Origin of the sequence: Streptomyces sp. NPDC093111, from assembly GCF_040683955.1 — a bacterium.
In the GTDB taxonomy this organism is placed as follows: Bacteria; Actinomycetota; Actinomycetes; order Streptomycetales; family Streptomycetaceae; genus Streptomyces.
On record NZ_JBFBNW010000038.1, the window covers coordinates 1 to 21,179 of the forward strand.

The following is a 21,179-nucleotide window of genomic DNA, read 5'->3' on the forward strand; positions in this document are numbered from 1 at the left end:
ACCCCCGCGCCCCCGCCTCACCCGCCGGCTCTGGACGGAGCCCCCGTCCCTCCGCGGAGGGACGGGGGCTCCGTCATGACCGGGGCCGCGTCAGTCGCGGTCGCCGCCACCGAGGTGGTGCACCCGGACCATGTTGGTGCTGCCGGGGACGCCGGGGGGCGAACCGGCGGTGATGACCATCGTGTCCCCGGCGTTGAAGCGCCGCAGCTTCAGCAGCTCCGCGTCGACCAGTTCGACCATGGCGTCGGTCGTCTCCACGAACGGGGCCAGGTAGGGCTCCACGCCCCAGCTCAGGGTGAGCTGGTTGCGGGTCGACTCCTCGGTCGTGAAGGCGAGGATCGGCTGGGCCGCGCGGTAGCGGGAGAGGCGGCGGGCGGTGTCGCCGGACTGGGTGAAGGCGATCAGCGCCTCGCCGCCCAGGAAGTCGGCGATCTCGCAGGCGGCGCGGGCGACCGAACCGCCCTGCGTGCGCGGCTTCTTGCCCGGGACCAGGGGCTGCAGGCCCTTGGAGAGCAGCTCCTCCTCGGCCGCGACGACGATCTTCGACATCGTCTTCACGGTCTCGATCGGGTACGCGCCGACCGAGGACTCGGCCGACAGCATGACCGCGTCCGCGCCGTCCAGGATCGCGTTGGCGACGTCGCTCGCCTCGGCGCGGGTCGGACGGGAGTTGGTGATCATCGACTCCATCATCTGGGTGGCGACGATGACCGGCTTCGCGTTGCGGCGGCACATCTCCACGAGGCGCTTCTGCACCATCGGGACCCGCTCCAGCGGGTACTCCACCGCGAGGTCGCCGCGGGCGACCATGACCGCGTCGAAGGCGTCGACGACCGCGGCCATGTTCTCCACGGCCTGCGGCTTCTCCACCTTGGCGATGACGGGGACCCGGCGGCCCTCCTCGTCCATCACCTTGTGGACGTCCTTGACGTCGTTGGCGTCGCGGACGAAGGACAGCGCGACCATGTCGCAGCCCATGCGCAGCGCGAAGCGGAGGTCCTCGACGTCCTTCTCGGACAGGGCCGGGACGTTGACCGCCGCGCCGGGCAGGTTGATGCCCTTGTGGTCGGAGATGACACCGCCCTCGATGACGACGGTCTTGACCCGCGGGCCCTCGACCTCGACGACCCGCAGCTCGACGTTGCCGTCGTTGATGAGGACCTGGTCGCCCTTGGACACGTCGCCGGGCAGGCCCTTGTACGTGGTGCCGCAGATGGACTTGTCGCCCTGGACGTCCTCGGTGGTGATGGTGAACTCGTCACCGCGCACCAGCTCGACGGGGCCCTCGGCGAAGGTCTCCAGACGGATCTTGGGGCCCTGGAGGTCGGCGAGCACACCGACGGCGCGGCCGGTGTCCGCCACCGCCCTGCGGAGACGGTCGTACCGCTCCTGGTGCTCTGCCTGGCTCCCGTGGCTCATGTTGAATCGGGCCACGTTCATGCCGGCCTCGATGAGAGCCTTCAGCTGCTCATAGGAGTCGACGGCGGGGCCCAGCGTGCAGACGATTTTGGAACGGCGCATGGAGCGGATCCTATCGGTTTGTTTCACTGCGGAATATTCCGTCTGGTGGAAAGTACAAATGGGCGGGAGTCCGCTCAGGCGTTCACTCCCTCGGGCGACAGTTCGCGCACGAGTGCATAGCTCTGCCGGGCGATCTCCAACTCCTCGTCGGTGGGCACCACGGCGACCGCCACCCGCGCGTACACCGGCGAGATGATCCGGGGCTCGTCGGAACGTACGGCGTTCAGCTCGGCGTCCACCGCCAGGCCCAGTTCCTCCAGGCCCGCGATCGCAGCCTCCCGCACCGGGGCCGCGTTCTCCCCGACCCCCGCCGTGAACACGACCGCGTCCACCCGGCCGAGCACCGCGTAGTACGCCCCGATGTACTTCTTCAGCCGGTGCACGTAGATGTCGAAGGCGAGCGCCGCCCGCTCGTCGCCCTCGTCGATCCGCCGCCGGATCTCGCGCATGTCGTTGTCGCCGCAGAGCCCGACGAGCCCGGACTTCTTGTTCAGGAGGATGTCGATCTCGTCCGCCGACATCCCCGCCACCCGCTTGAGGTGGAAGGTGACCGCCGGGTCGATGTCGCCCGAGCGGGTGCCCATGACCAGGCCCTCCAGCGGGGTCAGCCCCATGGAGGTGTCCACGCAGCGCCCGCCGGCCACCGCCGAGGCGGAGGCCCCGTTGCCCAGGTGCAGCACGATCACGTTCACGTCCTCGGGCGCCTTGCCGAGCAGCTTCGCCGTCTCCCGCGACACGTACGCGTGCGAGGTGCCGTGGAAGCCGTAGCGGCGGATCCGGTGCGCGTCCGCGGTCTCCACGTCGATCGCGTACCGCGCCGCCGCCTCCGGCATCGTCGTGTGGAACGCCGTGTCGAAGACCGCCACCTGCGGCAGGTCCGGGCGCAGCGCCCGCGCCGTACGGATGCCGGTGATGTTCGCCGGGTTGTGCAGCGGCGCCACCGGCACCAGCCGCTCGATCTCGGCGAGCACCTCGTCGTCGACGACGGTCGGCGCGGTGAAGCGCAGCCCGCCGTGCACCACCCGGTGGCCGATCGCGGCCAGCTCGGGCGAGTCCAGGCCCAGCCCGTCCGCCGCCAGCTCCGCGGCCACCGCCTTCAGCGCCGCCGCGTGGTCGCCGATCGGGCCGTTCTGCTCGCGCTTGGCGCCGCCGCCGCCCTGCAGCGGGGTGTGGACGAGGCGCGAGGTCGCCTCGCCGATCCGCTCGACCAGGCCGACCGCGAGCCGGCTGCCGTCCCCCATGTCGAGCAGCTGGTACTTCAGCGACGAGGAGCCGGAGTTGAGGACGAGGATTCGGGTGGGGGTTGTCATGCGGGGAGCTCCTGGCCCTGGACGGGGTTCTGGGACTGGATCGCCGTGATGGCGACGGTGTTGACGATGTCGCTGACGAGCGCGCCGCGCGACAGGTCGTTCACGGGCTTGCGCAGGCCCTGGAGCACCGGACCGACGGCGACCGCGCCGGCCGAACGCTGCACGGCCTTGTAGGTGTTGTTGCCGGTGTTGAGGTCCGGGAAGATCAGCACGCTCGCCTGGCCGGCCACCTCGGAGCCGGGCAGCTTGGTCGCCGCCACGGAGGGCTCGACGGCCGCGTCGTACTGGATCGGGCCCTCGATCCGCAGCTCCGGCCGGCTCGCCCGGACCAGCTTGGTCGCCTCGCGCACCTTGTCGACGTCGGCGCCGGAGCCGGAGGTGCCGGTGGAGTAGGAGAGCATCGCGATCCGCGGCTCGACGCCGAAGCGGGCGGCGGTGGCCGCGGACTGCACCGCGATGTCGGCCAGCTGTTCGGCGTTCGGGTCCGGGTTGACCGCGCAGTCGCCGTAGACGAGGACCTTGTCGGCCAGGCACATGAAGAAGACCGAGGAGACGATCGAGGCGTCCGGCTTGGTCTTGATGATCTCGAAGGCGGGCCGGATGGTGGCGGCGGTGGAGTGCACCGAGCCGGAGACCATGCCGTCGGCGAGGCCCTCCTGCACCATCAGGGTGCCGAAGTAGTTCACGTCCGACACCACGTCGTACGCGAGCTCCACGGTGACGCCCTTGTGGGCGCGCAGCGCCGCGTACTTCTCGGCGAAGGTGTCGCGCAGCTCCGAGGTCTGCGGGTCGATCAGCTGGGTGTCGCCCAGGTTCACGCCGAGGTCGGCGGCCTTCTTGCGGATCGTCTCGACGTCGCCCAGCAGGGTGAGGTCGCAGACGTCGCGGCGCAGCAGCACGTCGGCGGCGCGCAGCACGCGCTCCTCGGTGCCCTCGGGCAGCACCACCCGGCGCCGGTCGGCCCGGGCCTGCTCCAGCAGCTCGTGCTCGAACATCATGGGGGTGACCCGGCCGCTGCGGGCGACCGAGACCCGGCGCAGCAGGTCGGCGGTGTCGACGTGCCGCTCGAACAGGCCGAGGGCGGTCTCCGCCTTGCGGGGCGTGGCCGCGTTCAACTTGCCTTCGAGGGCGAAGAGTTCGGCGGCGGTGGGGAAGCTGTTGCCCGGTACGGAGATCACCGGGGTGCCGGGCGCGAGGCGGGCCGCCAGGGTGAGGATCTCGTCGCTGGGCCGCTCGTTGAGGGTGAGCAGCACGCCCGCGATCGGCGGGGTGCCCGCGGAGTGCGCGGCGAGCGCGCCGACGACCAGGTCGGCGCGGTCCCCGGGGGTGACGACCAGGCAGCCGGGGGTCAGCGCGTTGAGGAAGTTCGGCAGCATGGCGCCGCCGAAGACGAAGTCGAGGGCGTCGCGGGCCAGCCCGGCCTCGTCGCCGAGGACGACGGTGGCGCCGAGCGCGTGGGTGATCTGGGAGACGGTCGGCGCGGCGAGGGCCGGCTCGTCGGGCAGCACGTAGCAGGGCACCGGCAGGCGGGCGGACAGCCGCTCGGCGATCGCGGTCCGGTCGTCGGCCGCCACCCGGTTGACGACCATGGCGAGGACGTCGCAGCCGAGCCCGTCGTAGGCGCGGAAGGCGTTGCGGGCCTCGGCCCGTACGGATTCGGCCGTCTGGCCCTTGCCGCCGACCACCGGTATCACCGAGGCGCCGAACTCGTTGGCGAGCCGCGCGTTGAGGGCGAGCTCGTCGGGGAGCTGGGTGCCGGCGAAGTCGGTGCCGAGGACGAGGACCACCTCGTAGTCGCGGGCGACGGCGTGGAAGCGGTCCACGAGCCGGGAGACCAGCTCGTCGGTGCCGCGCTCGGCCTGGAGGTCACCGGCCTCGTGGTAGTCCATGCCGTAGACGGTCGCCGCGTCCTGGCTGAGCCGGTAGCGGCTCCGCAGCAGGTCGAACAGACGGTCGGGTCCGTCGTGCACGAGCGGCCGGAACACCCCCACCCGGTCCACCTGGCGGGTGAGGAGCTCCATGACTCCCAGCTCGACGACCTGGCGGCCGTCCCCGCGGTCGATCCCGGTCACGTACACGCTGCGCGTCACGCCGTCGTCTCCTGATGTCGGTCGAGGTCCGGTGGGAGCCACCGAGGTTCCGTCGAGTGTCGAGTGTCCAGTGCCGCCGAGCCCCGATCGAGCCCCGATCTGGTGTCGATCGGCTGTCAATCGAGTGTGTTCAAAAAACACCGTTAGGGTGGCATTGCCCTCTTGACAATACCCCCGTGGGTGGATAGGACGCCCGCCGGACGGAGGGCCCGAAGGAGTGGGACCAAAGGCCCCGAAAGGCCCATGGACACCGGGCGCGCGGAGTAGCAGCGAGCGCGCCGGCACACCCGCCCGTGTGAGAATCGACGAGGCTCACACGTACCACTAACCGAGCAGGAGACACAGCACGATGCGCATCGGAGTTCTCACCGCAGGCGGCGACTGTCCCGGCCTGAACGCAGTGATCCGGTCGGTCGTGCACCGGGCGCTGACCGGCCACGACGACGAAGTCATCGGCTTCGAGGACGGGTTCAAGGGCCTCCTCGACGGCCACTACCGCCCCCTCGACCTCAACGCGGTCAGCGGCATCCTGGCGCGTGGCGGCACCATCCTCGGCTCCGCCCGGCTCGAACGGAACCGGCTCCGCGAAGCCGCCGAGTCCGCCCCCGACTTGGCCCGCGCGTACGGCATCGACGTCCTCATCCCGATCGGCGGCGAGGGCACCCTGACCGCCGCCCGGATGCTCTCCGACGCCGGCATGCCCGTCGTCGGCGTCCCGAAGACGATCGACAACGACATCTCCGCCACCGACCGCACCTTCGGCTTCGACACCGCCGTCGGCGTGGCCACCGAGGCCATGGACCGCCTCAAGACCACCGCCGAGTCGCACCAGCGCGTGATGGTCGTCGAGGTCATGGGCCGGCACGCCGGCTGGATCGCCCTGGAGTCCGGCATGGCCGGCGGCGCCCACGGCATCTGCCTGCCCGAACGCCCCTTCCAGGTCGACGACCTCGTGAAGATGGTCGAGGAACGGTTCGCCCGCGGCAAGAAGTTCGCCGTCATCTGCGTCGCCGAGGGCGCGCACCCGGCCGAGGGCTCGATGGCGTACGGGAAGGGCGAGATCGACCAGTTCGGTCACGAGCGCTTCCAGGGCATCGGCAACCAGCTCGCCGTCGAGCTGGAGCGGCGCCTCGGCAAGGAGGCCCGTCCGGTCATCCTCGGTCACGTCCAGCGCGGCGGCACCCCGACCGCGTACGACCGGGTGCTCGCCACCCGCTTCGGCTGGCACGCGGTGGAGGCCGCCCACCGCGGCGAGTTCGGCCGGATGACCGCGCTGCGCGGCACGGACATCGAGATGGTCCCGCTCGCCGAGGCCGTCACCCGGCTGAAGACCGTCCCCGAGGACCGCATGCGCGAGGCCGAGTCCGTCTTCTGACAGGCCTCCGGCCCCCGAGGTCCGGGCCCGCCCGGCCCCCCGCGGCCGGACCCCGGGCCCCCGCGAGGCGGGACCAAAGTCCCGACTTGTCCCGGACGCACCCCCGGCCCCGATCATCCCCCCGTGGACGATCGGGGCCGAATCCATGCTTGAGCCCCGTGCCGCGATCAACAAGGCTTGAGGCTGTCCCGGACATGTCCCGACGAGGGGAGCGGCGCGCCATGACGACGGGGGAGAGGGCTCCCGACCCTCGGGAGGCACGGAACCCGGCCGAGTTCATCGCGCGGCTGCAGGCCCTGAAGGACCGGTCCGGCCTCACCTACCGCGAACTGTCGGCCCGCGCGGAGGCCGCCGGCGACGTCCTGCCCCGCTCGACCGTCGCCAACATGCTGGCCCGCTCCACCCTCCCCCGCGAGGAACTCCTCGCCGCCTTCGTCCGCGCCTGCGGGATCCCTCCGGAGGCGGCGGAGGAGTGGGAGACGGTACGCGCGGAGCTCGCCGTCCGGGCGAGGTACGGGGCCGGAGCGGACGCGCCCCCGCCCGACGCCCCCGACCCGATCCCCGACCCGCTCCCCGAGCCGGCCCCCGACGCCGCCCCCGCCTGGCCCGCCGCCGAGGAGCTGCCCCCGGACGCGTCCGACGACCCGGACCCCGAACCGCCGTCCCGGCTGCGCAGGGCCCTCGTGGGCGCCGTCGCCGTGGCCGGGCTCGTCCTCGCCACGGTCAGCGTCGTCGCCTTCGTACGGGACGACGACCCCCGGCCCGGCGGTGCCCACCGCCCGGTGCTCACCGCGCCCGCCGAGGGCCCCGTGCACATCCGGGTGATCGGCTCGGACCTCTGCCTGAACGAGCGGCGCGGCAGCCGCGACGGCCAGATCTACCAGCGGGCCTGCGCGGGCGCGGACGTCCCCCGCTACGAGCTGAAGCGGCTCGGCGGGGACCGGTGGCGGATCGTCTCGGTCCACCCGGACTTCCCCGTCGGCTGCTCCGGCATCCCGTCCGGCGGCCGGATACCCGACGCCGCGCTCGAGGACTCCGAGTGCGGCGACCCCACCCGCGTCGAACGCTTCGCCCTGGAGCCCCACGGCACCCCCGTCACCGGCTACCGCATCGTCCCGGCCGACTCCGCCACCCCCGGCAGCTGCGTCACCGTCGCGGGCGACCGCACGGCCGAGTGGTCCCGGCTGACCCAGGCGCCCTGCACGACGGACGCCCGGGGCCAGCTCTTCAGCTTCGACCGGCGCTAGGTCGTGTCCGGAAAGTCCCGCCCCTCGCGCGGGCGGCGCTACTTTCCGGACACGGCCCGCACGTCCGCCGGACCCGCCGGCTCGACCAGCCGGGCGCGGAGCGCGGTCACCACGGCCGGGTCGAGACCGACGTGCCCGGTGACGTACGCGTCCACCGAGCCGTACTCCGCGCGCAGGTCCGCGAGGACCAGCCGCATGATCTCCTCGGGCGCCCGGCCGTACCCCGGCCAGCGCAGCTCGCGGCCCGGATGGGCGGCCCTCCAGTCGGCGACCAGCCGCTCGGTGGCCAGCTCGGTCAGGGCGAAGTCCGCCAGGATCTGCTCGTCGGAGACGTCGAGCAGCGCCAGCACGAGCGCCGCGAGGAGCCCCGTACGGTCCTTTCCGGACGCGCAGTGGAAGACCAGCGGCCCCTCGGCCCCGGCGACGAGCTCCAGGGCCTCGCGCAGTTCGGCCGCGCCGTCGGCGGCGACCTCGGCGAAGCGGTCGGCGAGGTAGCGCCAGGGGTCGAGCGCGGGGTCGATCTCGGCCTGGTCGTACGGCCGGTGCTCGATGCTCAGGTTGTGCCAGGTCTGCGGCTCGCCCTCGGGGTGGCGGCCCTTGGCCGCGATCTCCCACGGATAGCGCAGGTCGATCACGGTGGCCACGCCGAGCTCGCGGAAGCGCTCCAGATCGGCCCCGGCGTCGGGGGCCGCGAGCTTGGCGAGGGAATCGGAACGGTAGAGGGTCCCCCACCGTACGGTTCCGCCGTCGGCGGTCCGATAGCCGCCCAGGTCACGGAAGTTGTGCAACCGCTCGAAGGATATGTGTCGTCTCACGACGCCAATCTACGGTCCGGCGCTACCGCTCCACGAGGCCCCAGAAGTGCTCCATGATCTCGTCGAGGTACGCGCGCCCCGCGTCGCCCGTCGCGGCCGAGGCACCCCAGCTGCTGGTGGCCGCCATCTTCGCGTGGTAGTCGGTGTGCAGCCGCTGCAAGGCGTTCTCGACCGTCCGCTTGGGCAGCGGCACCAGCTTGACCACCGGTTTCACATGGGCCTGCCAGCGGGTGGTCGCCGCGTCCCGCAGCAGGCCCGACAGCTTCTCGTCGCCGCCGGTCGCGGTGAGCAGCGCGCGCGGGCCCAGACCGAGGGTCCCGGCGAGGGCGGCGGTCTGGCGTTCGTTGCCGCGCCACTGCCCCGACTCCTCCATCCGCAGGTACGCGGCGGGATCGACCCCCACCCGCCGGGCCAGGTCCTCGGGGGCCAGCCCCCGGGCCATCCGGTGCTCGCGCAGGGTGGTGGCGGCGGCGAGGAGATCGGCGGGGGAGCACCACAGGACACCCGCGAGGGCGGTCAGCTCCTGCGAGCTGGGGGTGGCCCGGCCGCGTTCCCAGTCGGCGACGGTGTCGGGGGCGACCAGGAGGCCGTACTGGGCCCGCAGGCCGTAGGCGACGTGGCCGGGCGTCATGCCGAGGCCCTCGCGCAGACGGCGAGCCGCGAGGGCGTTGAAGGGCGGGGAGGGTTGGTGCACGGTGACACCGTAGAAGCGCGGGGTGAGTCGTGGCTACGGTGCGTTCGCCCAACCCTGACGATCGTAGGAACATCGGAACCGATCGGTAATCGGCCAGTCACCGACCGATATCCGGCCACCGGACACTGGGCACCGGGTATCGGAATCGGCCGCCGGACCCCGCCCGGCGGGTCACCGGCCCCGCCCGCCGCCACCCGCCCCGCCCGATGCGCTGAGCCACCGGTACTGGAGCTCCGGCCGCCCGATCTGGCCGTACTGCGGGGCCCGGGCCGCCCGGCCCTCGGTCACCAGGTATTCGAGGTAGCGGCGGGCGGTGATGCGGGAGATGCCCACGGCCGCGCCCGCCTCCGCCGCCGTCAGCCCCTCCGCCGCGCCCCGCAGGCTCCGCGTCACCGCCTCCAGGGTCGGTGCGCTCAGCCCCTTCGGCAGCGAGGCGGGCTGCGGGGTGCGCAGGGTCGCGAGCGCCCGGTCCACCTCGTCCTGGCCCGAGGCCTCGCCGGCCGTCGCCCGGAACTCGGCGTAGCGCGCCAGCCGGTCCCGCAGGGTGGCGAAGGTGAACGGCTTGAGGACGTACTGGACGACGCCGAGCGACACGCCCTCGCGGACGACCGCGAGGTCCCGCGCCGAGGTCACCGCGATCACGTCCGCCGCGTGCCCGGCCGCGCGCAGCGCCCGCAGCAGCTGGAGCCCGTGCCCGTCCGGGAGGTAGAGGTCGAGCAGGATGAGGTCCACCGGCACCCGTTCGAGGAGCCGGACGGCCGCCGCCCGCGAGTGGGCCACGCCGACCACGGTGAAACCGGCCACCCGCCCCGCGTACAGCGCGTGCGCGTCCGCCGCGACCGGGTCGTCCTCGACGACCAGCACTCTGATGCCCGTACCGGCGCCGCTCACGCGCCCACCTCCACCGCGTCGGTCCGCACGGCGGCGGCCCGCAGCGGCAGCCGGGCGGTGAACTCCGCGCCGCCCAGCGGGGATCCGGACAGCGTCAGGGTGCCGGCCGCGCGCGTGACCGCCTGGTGCACCAGCGCGAGTCCGAGCCCCCGCCCCGGGCCGCGGGTGGACCAGCCGCGGTCCAGGACGGCCGCCCGGTCCTCGGGGCGCACCCCGGGGCCCGAGTCGCCGACCTGGAGCAGCAGTTCGCCCTCCTCGGCGAGCGCCGTCACCGTCACCCGCGCGGACGGGGTCCCGCCGGCCGCCTCGACGGCGTTGTCGACCAGGTTGCCGAGGATCGTCACCAGGTCGCGGGAGGGCAGCGACTCCGGCAGCACCCCGTCGTCGATCCGGCTGGCCTCGGTCAGGACCAGCTCCACGCCCCGCTCGTTGGCCTGCGCCGCCTTGCCGAGCAGCAGCGCCGCGAGGACGGGTTCGCCGACCGCGCTCACCACCCGGTCGGTCAGCGCCTGGGCCAGCTCCAGCTCGGCGGTGGCGAAGCCGACCGCCTCCTCGACCCGGCCCAGCTCGATCAGCGAGACCACGGTGTGCAGCCGGTTCGCGGCCTCGTGGGCCTGCGAACGCAGCGCTTCCGTGAACCCCCGCTCCGAGTCCAACTCGCCCGACAGCGCCTGGAGTTCGGTGCGGTCCCGCAGGGTGACCACGGTGCCCCGGCGCTCTCCGCCCACCACTGGGCGGGTGTTGACGACGAGCACCCGCTCGTCCGTCAGGTGCAGCTCGTCCACCCGCGGCTCCGAGGAGAGCAGCGCCCCGGCGAGCGGTGCCGGGAGGCCGAGTTCGGCCGCCGAGCGCCCGACGGCGTCCGCGCCGAGCCCGAGCAGCTCCCGCGCCCCGTCGTTGATCAGCGCGATCCGGCGCTGCCCGTCCAGCATCACCAGTCCCTCCCGCACGGCGTGCAGCGCGGCCTCGTGGTAGTCGTGCAGCCGGCTCAGCTCGGTCGCGTTCAGGCCCTTGGTGTGCCGCCGCAGCCGGGCGTTGATCACGTACGTGCCGGCGCCGCCGAGCGCGAGGGCCGCGCCGGCCATCCCGAGGAGCGCGACGACCTGCTCGCGGACCTGCTCGCTGATCTTCTCGATGGTGATGCCGGCGCTGACCAGGGCCACCACCCGGCCGTGGTCGAAGACCGGGGCGACCGTGCGCACCGAGGGGCCGAGCACGCCCAGGTGCGTCTCGGAGAAGGTCTCCCCGCGCACGGCCCGGTCGATGTGCCCGAGGTAGGTGCGTCCGATCTGCGCCGGTTCCGGGTGGGTCCAGCGGGTGCCGTCCGGCGCCATGATCACCACGAAGGTGACGCCCGCGTGCCGCCGCAGCGACTCCGCGTACGGCTGGAGCAGCGCGCTCGGGTCCGCCGAGCGGGCCGCCGCCACCACCGAGGGGGAGTCGGCGACGGCCGAGGCGGTCGCCTGGGACTGGCGGCGCGCGGTCTCCTCGGCCTGGCCGCGGTCCGTCACGTACGCGAAGACGGCGCAGCCCGTGACGACGGCGGCCATCAGCACGACCTGCATCGCGAAGAGCTGACCGGCGAGGCTGCGCGGCCGGGGGAGGGGGAGACGCATGCGGCAAGTGTGCCTGGCCGATTCGCGACCCCGAACCGGCGGTCCGAATCGTGCCGCGACCGAGACGTGCGGCCTTGTGGTCGTGAACGAAAGGCACGCAAGCGTGACCCCGGTCACAGGGCTGATGGATAGTCGCGGGGTCCACCGGGACGTGGACGATCCCTGCGTACGAGGAGGAGCCCGTGGCCGCACGACGGGACCGCACCCACTATCTGTATCTGGCCGTCATCGGCGCCGTGCTGCTCGGCATCGGCGTGGGCTTCCTGGCGCCCGGCGTCGCCGTCGAGCTGAAGCCGCTCGGCACGGGCTTCGTCAGCCTGATCAAGATGATGATCTCGCCGATCATCTTCTGCACGATCGTGCTCGGCGTCGGTTCGGTCCGCAAGGCCGCGAAGGTCGGCGCCGTCGGCGGTCTCGCCCTCGGCTACTTCCTGGTGATGTCGACGGTGGCGCTCGCCATCGGCCTGGTCGTCGGCAACTTCCTGGAGCCCGGCTCCGGTCTGCACCTCACCAAGGACCTCGCCGAGGCCGGCGCCAAGCAGGCCGCGGGGGCGAGCGAGGGCACCGCCGACTTCCTCCTCGGGATCATCCCCACCACCATGGTCTCCGCCTTCACCGAGGGCGAGGTGCTGCAGACCCTGCTGGTCGCCCTGCTCGCGGGCTTCGCGCTGCAGGCCTTGGGCGCGGCCGGCGAGCCGGTGCTGCGCGGCATCGGGCACATCCAGCGGCTGGTCTTCCGGATCCTCGGCATGATCATGTGGGCCGCCCCGGTCGGTGCCTTCGGCGCCATCGCCGCCGTGGTCGGCGCGACCGGCATGGACGCGCTGAAGTCGCTCGCCGTCATCATGATCGGCTTCTACGTGACCTGCGCGCTCTTCGTCTTCGTGGTCCTCGGCACGCTGCTGCGGCTGGTCGCCGGCGTCAACGTCTTCGCGCTGCTGAAGTACCTGGGCCGTGAGTTCCTGCTGATCCTGTCCACCTCCTCCTCCGAGTCCGCGCTGCCCCGGCTCATCGCGAAGATGGAGCACCTGGGCGTCAGCAAGCCGGTGGTCGGCATCACCGTCCCGACCGGCTACTCCTTCAACCTCGACGGCACCGCGATCTATCTGACGATGTCCTCGCTCTTCGTCGCCGAGGCGATGGGCAACCCGCTCTCCGTGGGTGAGCAGATCTCCCTCCTCGTCTTCATGATCATCGCCTCGAAGGGCGCGGCGGGCGTCACCGGCGCCGGCCTCGCCACCCTCGCCGGCGGCCTCCAGTCGCACCGCCCCGACCTGGTCGACGGCGTCGGCCTGATCGTCGGCATCGACCGCTTCATGAGCGAGGCCCGCGCCCTCACCAACTTCGCGGGCAACGCCGTCGCCACCGTCCTCGTCGGCACCTGGACCAAGGAGATCGACAAGGCCCGGGTCGCCGAGGTGCTGGCCGGGAAGGTCCCCTTCGACGAGACGACCCTGGTCGACGACGGCCACGGCCCGGCCCCCGTGCCGGACCAGCGGTCCGACGAGGGCGAGGAGCGCGCCCGCGCGGGCGTCTGAGCTCCGGGTCCCGGGCCTTGAGCCGGATCCGGGCACCGGAAGCGGATCGACCCCGGCCGTTCCCCCGGCCGGGGTCGTTCCGTGAGCGGGCGCGGCCCCTCCGCCCCTCACGCCCCCAGCTCCGCCCCTCACGCCCCCAGCTCGTCCAACTCGTCCTCGTCCAGGACCAGTTCCGCGGCGAGAGCCGAGTCGCGGGCGGACTCCGGGCGGCTGGCGCCGGGGATCGGCAGTACGGTGCCGGGGCGGGCCAGCAGCCAGGCGAGGGCCACCCGCTGCGGGCTGACCCCGCGGGCCCGCGCCACGCGGTGGAAGGCCCCGAACTCCGGGTCCTCCCGCTGCGCCGAGGAGCCGTCGAGGGAGCTGCGGGAGATGCCGCCGAGCGGGCTCCACGGCAGGAAGGCCAGGCCCAGTTCGGCGCAGAGCCGCAGCTCGGCCTCGGCATCCCGGACGGCCGGCGAGTAGCGGTTCTGCACCGACACCAGGCGCTCGCCCAGGATCTCCCGGGCCAGCCGGATCTGCCCGCCGTCCACGTTGGAGATCCCGGCCAGCCGGACCGTGCCCGCGTCCAGCAACTCCCGTATCGCACCGAGCGATTCGGCGTAGGGGACGGCCGGGTCCGGCTTGTGCAGCTGGTACAGGCCGATCGGGGTGGTGCCGAGCCGCCGTGCCGAGCTCTCGGCCGCCCGCCGCAGGTGCGCGGGGCGGCCGTCGACCGTCCAGCCGCCGTCGGCGGTCCGGCCCCGGCCGCCCTTGGTGGCCACCAGCACCGCGTCCCGGTCGCCCCCGTACGCGGCGAGCGCGCGGGCCACCAGCCGTTCGCCCGCGCCGGGTTCCCCGCCGGGCGGGTGGTACGAGTCGGCCGTGTCGAGCAGGGTCACCCCCGCGTCCAGGGCCGCGTGGACGGTGGCGAGGGCGCGGGCCTCGTCGGGGTGTCCCTCGATGGACAGGGGCATGGTGCCGAGCCCGACGGCGCCGACGGTCACCCCGCCGAGGGTGCGGTGCCGCATCACGCACCCGCCGGCGCGGTCACCGTCTCGGAGACGGCCCGCGCGAGCCACTCCGAGGAATGCGAGAAGCGATATCCGAGCGCTTCCGCCCGGGAATTGTCCATCCCGTAGGAGCGGGCGAAGGAGAACGGGGACACCTCGCCGACCTCGACCTCCTGGAAGACGGTCCTGCCGCCCACCCGGGATTCGATCGCGGCGCAGATGTCGGCCGTGGTCAGCGGCCCGTGGGAATGCGCGTTGACGGGTCCGGTGAATTCCGCCCCCACGGCCCAGGCGAGAAAGTCGGCGATCTCCTCGACGTACACATAGGTCGCGGGCCGGTTCGCCGGCGGCACGGCGATCGGCTCGCCCGCCCGGATGCGCCTCGCGTAGTGCTCCACCCGCCCGGTGAAGTCGTCGGCGCCGCCCAGCACGTGCGCGACCCGCACCGAGGCCCACGGGAAGGCCGTGCCGCCCGCGAACACCGCCTCGGCCTGCCGCTTCCCCTCCCCGTAGTGCGCGTCGAGGAACTCCGGGTCCTCCCAGGGCAGGTCGGGGTCGACCGTCACGGCGGCCAGGTCGAGGGCGTCCTCGGCGACCGGGACGGGGGAGTCCTCGTACCCGTACACCTCCACCGTCGAGGTCATCAGATAGCGCCCGGTCCGCCCCGCGAAGACCCGCCGGGCGATCTCCGCCTGGCGCGGCGTGTAGCAGACCTGGTCCACGACGACGTCGAAATACCGCCCGCCGAGGGCCTTTTCCAGGGCGGTCCCGTCATTCCGGTCGGCGACCAGCTGAACGGTCCCCTCCGGAGCCGCGGCGGAACCGCGATTCAGCACCGTCACCCGATGTCCCGCCGCCAGCAGGCGCGTTATCAGTCGCTTTCCGAAATAGCGGTTCCCGCCGATGATCAGAATGTCCATGACTCAAGTGTTACGTTGTGCGCTCGTCATCTGAAGGGGGAAACATGGGAGTCCAGGCCGCCGCACCGAAGGAACCCCGGCAGCTGCGGGCCGCCACCGTCGAAACGACGGCGGGCGCCTTCGACCCCATCGACCGGCAGATCCTGGACCTCCTCCAGAGCGACGGGCGGATCAAACTCAGCGAGCTCGGCCGCCGGGTCCGGCTCAGCCCCGCCGCCGTCACCGAGCGGGTCCGCCGCCTGGAGTCCTGCGGCGCGATCACCGGCTACGGCGCCCAGGTCGCCGCCGCCCGCCTCGGCTACGGCATCCAGGCCTTCATCCGGGTGAACCCGCACGGCGGTTACACCCTCAAGCACCCCCGCACCCTGGAGCTCCTCGCCCGGCCCGAGGTCCGCGAGGCGCACCACGTGGTCGGCGAGGACTGCTGGATCCTCAAGGTGGCGGTCACCGACACCGTGCACCTGGAGGACGTCCTGGAACAGGTCTCCGCGCTGGGCCGGACGACCACGTCGATCGTGCTGTCCTCCCCGGTCGAGCGGAAGCCGCTGCTCCCGCCGGGCGCCTGAGCGGCCGGGCTTGCCTTGACGTCGGCGTCAAGGCGTACGTTCGTGGCCATGCGAATCGGCGAGCTTGCCGAGCGGGCGGGCACGACCACGCGGACTCTGCGCTACTACGAGTCCCGGGGCCTCCTGACCGCGCGGCGCACGGACAACGGCTACCGCACCTACGACGAGGACGACCTGCGCCTGCTCCGCCAGATCCGGACCCTGCAGGACTTCGGGTTCGACCTGGAGGAGACCCGGCCGTTCGTGGACTGCCTGCGGGCCGGGCATCCGGCGGGCGACGCGTGTCCCGCGTCGCTCGCCGTCTACCGGCGCAAGCTGTCCGAGCTCGACGGGCTCATCGAGCAGCTGACGGAGGTGCGCGCCCAGGTCGGCGCGCAGCTGCTGCGGGCCGAGGCGGAACTGCCGGGCGGCCCGGAACCACGATGCGAACTGGGAGGAGCGACGGAATGACGCACGCGAGGGGCGTGGCCGAGGTCACGGACGCGGACTTCGACACCGAGGTCCTGGGGGCCGGGGTGCCGGTCCTGGTGAAGTTCACGGCGCAGTGGTGCGGCCCGTGCCGCCAGCTGACGCCGGTGCTCGGCGCGATCGCCGCCGAGGAGGGCGAGCGGCTGCGGATCGTCGAGATCGACGTGGACCACAACCCGCTGACCACGGTGAAGTACGGGGTGATGGCGACCCCGACCCTGCTGCTCTTCGACGGGGGCGAGCCGGTGAAGTCGATGGTGGGCGCCCGCCCCAAGCGCCGCCTCCTGGCGGAGCTGGCCGACGTCCTGGAGCCCTCCGGGGCGTGAGGCGGGGGTAGCGGGAACGGGGGAGGGGGCCGGCGCGGGGCGCCGGCCCCCTCGCCGCGTCGGAAGCCGGAATGCGTGCGGGCACAAAAAAGCCCCGGACTAGAATTGACAGCCGGGGTCGTATCTCGCGTATATTAATGGATTCCGTGTCCGGACATACGAAAGACGCGGAGAAGTTCAATAAACGCACTGTATCGCGCCGGGAGTCGAATTGTCAACCGAGGAATTTCGGAAAGAGCAGCGATTCATCACCGAGCTCTACGCCCGACTCGACGACCTGAGGGACCAGGCCGAGGCCGGGGTCGCGCGGGCGCTCGCCACGTCGGGCGAGGGCAGCGCGCAGGCCCGGCTCGAACGGGACGTGCTCGTCGCCGAGCAGTCCGGGCTGCTCGCCGCCTTCGACGCGGGCGAGACCGGGCTCTGCTTCGGACGGCTCGTCTTCCAGGACGGGCGCGACCACCACATCGGCCGGATCGGCATCCGCGAGGACGACCCGAACCGCACCCCCCTCGTCGTCGACTGGCGCGCCGAGATCGCCCGCCCCTTCTACCTCGCCACCGGATACGAGCCTATGGGCCTCAGCCGCCGGCGGCACATCGCCACCCAGGGCCGCGAGGTCGTCTCGCTCCACGACGAGGTGCTCGACCTCGCCGACGCCACCCGCTCCGGGCACGAGAGCCGCGACGCCGACGAGGTCCTGCTCGCCGCGCTCGACGCCGCCCGCACCGGCCGCATGCACGACATCGTGCAGACCATCCAGGCCGAGCAGGACGCCATCATCCGCTCCCCGCACCGCGGGGTCCTCGTCGTCGAGGGCGGCCCCGGCACCGGCAAGACCGCCGTCGCGCTGCACCGCGCCGCCTACCTGCTCTACGCCCACCGCGAGCAGCTCGCCAAGCGGGCCGTGCTCATCGTCGGCCCCAACCCCGCCTTCCTCGGCTACATCGGCAACGTGCTGCCCTCGCTCGGCGAGACCGGCGTCCTGCTCGCCACCCCCGGCGAGCTCTTCCCCGGCGTCCGCGCCACCGGCACCGACACCCCCGAGGCCGCCACCGTCAAGGGCTCCGCCGCCATGGCCGAGGCCCTCGCCGCCGCCGTGCGCGACCGCCAGCAGGTCCCCGAGCGCGGCGAGCCGCTGATCGTCCCGCACGAGGACGGCGACCTGGTCATCGACTGGGACATGGCCCTCGAAGCCCGCCACAAGGCCCGCGAGACCTTCCTCCCGCACAACCTCGCCCGCCCCTACTTCGTCTTCCGGATCCTCGACGCCCTCGCCGAACAGCTCGCCGACCGGATCGGCGCCGACCCCTACGGCGGGCCCAACTTCCTCGGCCCCGACGACCGCGCCCTGCTCGCCAAGGGCGTCGCCGCCAACCCCGACGTGCACAGCGCCCTCGACAGCCTCTGGCCGGACCTCACCCCGCAGGAGTTCCTCGCCGACTACCTCGCCGAGCCCACCCACCTGGACGAGGCCGCCATCGAGGCGATCCGGCGCACCGGCGACGGCCCCTGGACCCCCGCCGACGTCCCCCTCCTCGACGAGGCCGCCGAACTCCTCGGCGAGGACGACTCCGCCGCCCGCGCCGCCGAGGAGGCCGAGCGGCAGAAGCAGATCCAGTACGCCCAGGGCGTCCTCGACGTCTCCTTCGCCTCCCGCACCTACGAGTTCGAGGACAAGGAGGAGCTCGACAAGGACGCCTCCGAGGTGCTCTCCGCGCACGACATCATCGACGCCGAGCGCTTCGCCGAACGCCAGGAGGAGGCCGACCACCGCAGCGCCGCCGAACGCGCCGCCGCCGACCGCACCTGGGCCTTCGGCCACATCATCGTCGACGAGGCCCAGGAGCTCTCCGCGATGGCCTGGCGGCTCCTGATGCGCCGCAGCCCCACCCGCTCCATGACCCTGGTCGGCGACCCCGCCCAGACCGCCGACCCGGCGGGCGTCGGCTCCTGGGAGCGGATCCTCGCCCCGCACGTGGCGGACCGCTGGGAACTCGTCCGGCTCGGCGTCAACTACCGCACCCCGGCCGAGATCATGGCCGTCGCCGCCGAGGTGCGGCGCACCGCCGACCCGGCCTTCGAGCCGCCCCGCTCGGTCCGCTCCACCGGCGTCGAGCCCTGGGACCGGACCGTCGAGGACCCGGTCAAGGAGACCGCCGACGCCGTCGCCGCCGAACCGGCCGGCGAGGGCAGGCTCGCGGTGATCGCCCCGGTCGCCCTCCACCCGGCGCTGCTCGCGGCCCTCCCGGACGCCTCGTACGGCCCGAAGCCCGACCTCACCCGGCCGGTCGTGCTCCTCGACCCGCGCCAGGCCAAGGGCCTGGAGTTCGACACCGTCCTCGTCGTCGACCCCGACGGCATCCGGGACGGCGCCACGCACGGCATCAACGACCTGTACGTGGCGCTCACCCGGGCCACCCAGCGGATGGGCGTGATCAGGCGGGCCTGAGCCACACCGTCGCCAGCGGCGGCAGCGTCGTGCGCAGGCTCGCGGAACGCCCGTGCCACGGCACCGACTCGGTCTTCACCGGGTCGGTGCCCACCACGTCCCCGCCGCCGTAGCGGGCCGCGTCCGTGTTCAGCACCTCCGCCCAGGCCGCGAAGGTGTCCGGCACCCCGAGCCGGTAGTCGTGCCGCACCACCGGCGAGAAGTTGCACACGGCGAGCAGCGGCGAGCCGTCGGCGTCGAAGCGCAGGAACGCGAAGACGTTGTCCTCGGCCGCGTCGCCCACCACCCACTGGAAGCCCTCGGGCGAGGTGTCCCGCTCCCACAGCGCCGGCGTCGCCGCGTACACCGTGTTCAGGTCGCGCACCAGGTCCCGCACGCCCCGGTGGTCGGCCTCCGCCCCGTACGACGGGTCGAGCAGCCACCAGTCGGGGCCGTGGTCCACCGACCACTCCGCGCCCTGGGCGAACTCCTGCCCCATGAAGAGCAGCTGCTTGCCGGGGTGGGCCCACATGAAGCCCAGGTACGCGCGGTGGTCGGCCCGCTGCTGCCACCAGTCGCCGGGCATCTTCGACACCAGCGCCCGCTTGCCGTGCACCACCTCGTCGTGGGAGATCGGCAGGATGTAGTTCTCGCTGTACGCGTACACCATCGAGAAGGTCATCTCGTGGTGGTGGTACTTGCGGTGCACCGGCTCCTTCCCGACGTAGCCCAGGGAGTCGTGCATCCAGCCCATGTTCCACTTCAGGCCGAAGCCGAGCCCGCCGAAGCCGCCCGGGCCCACCTGGTCCGTCGGCCGGGTCACTCCGTCCCAGGCGGTGGACTCCTCGGCGAAGGTGACGACCCCCGGGCAGCGCCGGTACACGGTCGCGTTCATCTCCTGGAGGAACGCCACCGCGTCCAGGTTCTCCCGCCCGCCGAACTCGTTCGGCAGCCACTCGCCGTCCTCGCGCGAGTAGTCCAGGTAGAGCATCGAGGCGACCGCGTCGACCCGCAGCCCGTCCAGGTGGAAGCGCTCGCACCAGTACACGGCGTTGGCGACCAGGAAGTTGCGCACCTCCTTGCGCCCGTAGTCGAACTCCAGCGTCCCCCAGTCGGGATGGGCCGAGCGGCGCGGGTCCTCGTGCTCGTACAGCGGGCGCCCGTCGAACTCGGCGAGCGCCCAGTCGTCCCGCGGGAAGTGCGCCGGCACCCAGTCCATCAGGACGCCGATGCCCGCCTGGTGCAGCGCGTCCACCAGGTACCGGAAGTCGTCGGGGGTGCCCATGCGGGCCGTCGGCGCGTAGAAGCCGGTGACCTGGTAGCCCCAGGAGCCGTGGAAGGGGTGCTCGGCGACCGCCATGAACTCGACGTGGGTGAAGCCGAGGTCGCGCACATAGGCCGGCAGCTGCTCGGCCAGCTGCCGGTAGCCGAGCCCGGGCCGCCAGGACGGCAGGTGCAGCTCGTACACGGACAGCGGCGCCTCGTGGTGCGGGCGGGCCCCGCGCCGTTCCATCCACTCCGCGTCGCCCCACACGTGGTGGTCGTCGGTCACCATCGACGCGGTGTTCGGCGGGCACTCGGTGCGGCGGGCCATCGGGTCGGCGCGGACCGTGTGCGAGCCGTCCGGGCGGGCGATGTCGAACTTGTACAGCGCGCCCTCGCCGACGCCCGGCACGAACAGCTCCCACACGCCCGTGGACCCGAGCGAGCGCATCGGCAGCGCGCCGCCGTCCCAGTACGTCCAGTCGCCGGTGACCCGCACGCCGCGGGCGTTCGGCGCCCACACGGTGAAGCGGGTGCCGGCCGTGCCCTGGTGGGTCATGACCCGGGCGCCGAGCGCCGTCCACAGCTCCTCGTGCCGGCCCTCGCCGATCAGGTGCAGGTCCAGTTCGCCGAGGGCGGGCAGGAAGCGGTACGGGTCGTCGACGGGCAGGTCGTCCCCGTCGTAGCGCACCCGCAGCTCGTACGCGGGCACCTTCCGCAGCAGCGGGAGCAGCCCGGAGAACAGCCCGTCCCCGTCGGCGTCGAGGACCAGCCGCCGCCCCTTCGGCAGGAGCACGGCCACCTCCTTCGCCCAGGGGCGGAGCACCCGCACCACGACCCCGCCCCTGACCGGGTGGGCGCCGAGCACGCCGTGCGGGTCGTGGTGCTCACCGGCGAGCAGCCGGGCCCGGTCGCCGGGATCCAGCGGCGGGGCCTTCCGTACGCCGACTGCCGTGTTGCCTGGCGTGCTGCCTGCCGTCTTGCCAGCCGTCTTGCCTGCGGGACGGGGGGTCACCGGGATGCCTCCTGGAGGGCGGGGGGAACGGGGGTACGCGGACGCAACGGCGCCGCGCGGCCCGGGGAAACTCGGCCGAACGGTGCGAGTCGTCTCCACCGCAGGCC

The 21,179-nt window shown here is 73.0% G+C and carries 17 protein-coding genes; 7 read left to right on the forward strand and 10 right to left on the reverse strand.

Annotation, left to right across the window (positions count from 1 at the left end):
• Positions 1-90: 90 nt before the first annotated feature.
• The 3 genes from pyk to pta form a co-directional block, all read right to left on the reverse strand.
• A complete protein-coding gene (pyk, locus tag AB0Q96_RS38190) occupies positions 91-1,521 on the reverse strand; it encodes a pyruvate kinase (protein WP_365333812.1) in 1,431 nt (476 codons plus the stop codon).
• Positions 1,522-1,595: 74 nt separating this feature from the next.
• Positions 1,596-2,831, reverse strand: a complete 1,236-nt coding sequence (locus AB0Q96_RS38195; protein ID WP_365333814.1) for an acetate kinase — start codon at positions 2,829-2,831, stop codon at positions 1,596-1,598.
• Positions 2,828-4,921 carry a phosphate acetyltransferase gene (gene pta / locus AB0Q96_RS38200; protein ID WP_365333816.1) on the reverse strand — a complete coding sequence of 698 codons (2,094 nt, stop codon included), beginning with the start codon at positions 4,919-4,921 and terminating at the stop codon, positions 2,828-2,830. Before pta ends, AB0Q96_RS38195 begins: the two co-directional genes overlap by 4 nt.
• A 349-nt stretch (positions 4,922-5,270) precedes the next feature.
• On the opposite strand from pta, the gene AB0Q96_RS38205 reads away from it, so the two are divergent.
• Positions 5,271-6,296, forward strand: coding sequence for an ATP-dependent 6-phosphofructokinase (locus AB0Q96_RS38205; protein ID WP_365333818.1), 1,026 nt, complete (start codon positions 5,271-5,273; stop codon positions 6,294-6,296).
• A gap of 221 nt (positions 6,297-6,517) precedes the next feature.
• Positions 6,518-7,543: a helix-turn-helix transcriptional regulator gene (locus AB0Q96_RS38210; protein ID WP_365333821.1), complete on the forward strand. Its 1,026-nt coding sequence runs from the start codon at positions 6,518-6,520 to the stop codon at positions 7,541-7,543.
• A 38-nt stretch (positions 7,544-7,581) separates the two neighbouring features.
• Here AB0Q96_RS38210 and AB0Q96_RS38215 read toward each other — a convergent pair whose 3' ends face one another.
• The 4 genes from AB0Q96_RS38215 to AB0Q96_RS38230 all read right to left on the reverse strand — a co-directional run bounded on the left by AB0Q96_RS38215 (position 7,582) and on the right by AB0Q96_RS38230 (position 11,559).
• Positions 7,582-8,358: a tyrosine-protein phosphatase gene (locus AB0Q96_RS38215; protein WP_365333823.1), complete on the reverse strand. Its 777-nt coding sequence runs from the start codon at positions 8,356-8,358 to the stop codon at positions 7,582-7,584.
• 22 nt (positions 8,359-8,380) lie between these two features.
• Positions 8,381-8,989, reverse strand: coding sequence for a helix-turn-helix transcriptional regulator (locus AB0Q96_RS38220; RefSeq protein ID WP_365333869.1), 609 nt, complete (start codon positions 8,987-8,989; stop codon positions 8,381-8,383).
• Positions 8,990-9,223: 234 nt separating this feature from the next.
• On the reverse strand, positions 9,224-9,943 hold the full coding sequence (locus AB0Q96_RS38225; RefSeq protein ID WP_365333825.1) for a response regulator: 720 nt from the start codon (positions 9,941-9,943) through the stop codon (positions 9,224-9,226).
• Positions 9,940-11,559, reverse strand: coding sequence for an ATP-binding protein (locus AB0Q96_RS38230; protein ID WP_365333827.1), 1,620 nt, complete (start codon positions 11,557-11,559; stop codon positions 9,940-9,942). The genes AB0Q96_RS38225 and AB0Q96_RS38230 overlap by 4 nt, the downstream gene beginning before the upstream one ends.
• Before the next feature lie 182 nt (positions 11,560-11,741).
• On the opposite strand from AB0Q96_RS38230, the gene AB0Q96_RS38235 reads away from it, so the two are divergent.
• A complete protein-coding gene (locus AB0Q96_RS38235; RefSeq protein WP_365333829.1) occupies positions 11,742-13,097 on the forward strand; it encodes a cation:dicarboxylase symporter family transporter in 1,356 nt (451 codons plus the stop codon).
• Positions 13,098-13,225: 128 nt separating this feature from the next.
• Here AB0Q96_RS38235 and AB0Q96_RS38240 read toward each other — a convergent pair whose 3' ends face one another.
• Together AB0Q96_RS38240 and AB0Q96_RS38245 are read right to left on the reverse strand one after the other, a co-directional pair.
• Positions 13,226-14,104, reverse strand: coding sequence for an aldo/keto reductase (locus tag AB0Q96_RS38240; RefSeq protein WP_365333831.1), 879 nt, complete (start codon positions 14,102-14,104; stop codon positions 13,226-13,228).
• On the reverse strand, positions 14,104-15,006 hold the full coding sequence (locus tag AB0Q96_RS38245; protein WP_365333833.1) for an NAD-dependent epimerase/dehydratase family protein: 903 nt from the start codon (positions 15,004-15,006) through the stop codon (positions 14,104-14,106). Before AB0Q96_RS38245 ends, AB0Q96_RS38240 begins: the two co-directional genes overlap by 1 nt.
• 44 nt (positions 15,007-15,050) lie before the next feature.
• Here AB0Q96_RS38245 and AB0Q96_RS38250 point away from each other — a divergent pair, with 44 nt between their 5' ends.
• The 4 genes from AB0Q96_RS38250 to AB0Q96_RS38265 all read left to right on the forward strand — a co-directional run bounded on the left by AB0Q96_RS38250 (position 15,051) and on the right by AB0Q96_RS38265 (position 18,815).
• Positions 15,051-15,572: an Lrp/AsnC family transcriptional regulator gene (locus tag AB0Q96_RS38250; protein WP_365333835.1), complete on the forward strand. Its 522-nt coding sequence runs from the start codon at positions 15,051-15,053 to the stop codon at positions 15,570-15,572.
• A 48-nt stretch (positions 15,573-15,620) separates the two neighbouring features.
• Positions 15,621-16,022: a MerR family transcriptional regulator gene (locus AB0Q96_RS38255; RefSeq protein ID WP_365333837.1), complete on the forward strand. Its 402-nt coding sequence runs from the start codon at positions 15,621-15,623 to the stop codon at positions 16,020-16,022.
• The gene (locus AB0Q96_RS38260; protein WP_365333839.1) at positions 16,019-16,366 is read left to right on the forward strand and encodes a thioredoxin domain-containing protein; all 348 of its coding nucleotides are present in this window, start codon (positions 16,019-16,021) and stop codon (positions 16,364-16,366) included. Before AB0Q96_RS38255 ends, AB0Q96_RS38260 begins: the two co-directional genes overlap by 4 nt.
• Positions 16,367-16,577: 211 nt before the next feature.
• Positions 16,578-18,815: a UvrD-helicase domain-containing protein gene (locus tag AB0Q96_RS38265; protein WP_365333841.1), complete on the forward strand. Its 2,238-nt coding sequence runs from the start codon at positions 16,578-16,580 to the stop codon at positions 18,813-18,815.
• Here the strand turns inward: AB0Q96_RS38265 and glgB are convergent.
• Positions 18,802-20,982 carry a 1,4-alpha-glucan branching enzyme gene (gene glgB / locus AB0Q96_RS38270; protein ID WP_365333871.1) on the reverse strand — a complete coding sequence of 727 codons (2,181 nt, stop codon included), beginning with the start codon at positions 20,980-20,982 and terminating at the stop codon, positions 18,802-18,804. The genes AB0Q96_RS38265 and glgB overlap by 14 nt on opposite strands.
• Between the last annotated feature and the right edge of the window lie 197 nt (positions 20,983-21,179).

Bases quoted from the DNA above. Each gene is read 5' to 3' on its own strand.
- AB0Q96_RS38205 (WP_365333818.1), top strand. From the start codon at position 5,271: ATGCGCATCGGAGTTCTCACCGCAGGCGGCGACTGTCCCGGCCTGAAC.
- AB0Q96_RS38255 (WP_365333837.1), top strand. From the start codon at position 15,621: ATGCGAATCGGCGAGCTTGCCGAGCGGGCGGGCACGACCACGCGGACT.
- AB0Q96_RS38245 (WP_365333833.1), bottom strand. From the start codon at position 15,006: ATGGACATTCTGATCATCGGCGGGAACCGCTATTTCGGAAAGCGACTG.
- AB0Q96_RS38195 (WP_365333814.1), bottom strand. From the start codon at position 2,831: ATGACAACCCCCACCCGAATCCTCGTCCTCAACTCCGGCTCCTCGTCG.
- AB0Q96_RS38260 (WP_365333839.1), top strand. From the start codon at position 16,019: ATGACGCACGCGAGGGGCGTGGCCGAGGTCACGGACGCGGACTTCGAC.
- AB0Q96_RS38220 (WP_365333869.1), bottom strand. From the start codon at position 8,989: ATGACGCCCGGCCACGTCGCCTACGGCCTGCGGGCCCAGTACGGCCTC.
- AB0Q96_RS38210 (WP_365333821.1), top strand. From the start codon at position 6,518: ATGACGACGGGGGAGAGGGCTCCCGACCCTCGGGAGGCACGGAACCCG.
- AB0Q96_RS38230 (WP_365333827.1), bottom strand. From the start codon at position 11,559: ATGCGTCTCCCCCTCCCCCGGCCGCGCAGCCTCGCCGGTCAGCTCTTC.
- AB0Q96_RS38250 (WP_365333835.1), top strand. From the start codon at position 15,051: ATGGGAGTCCAGGCCGCCGCACCGAAGGAACCCCGGCAGCTGCGGGCC.
- AB0Q96_RS38240 (WP_365333831.1), bottom strand. From the start codon at position 14,104: ATGCGGCACCGCACCCTCGGCGGGGTGACCGTCGGCGCCGTCGGGCTC.
- pyk (WP_365333812.1), bottom strand. From the start codon at position 1,521: ATGCGCCGTTCCAAAATCGTCTGCACGCTGGGCCCCGCCGTCGACTCC.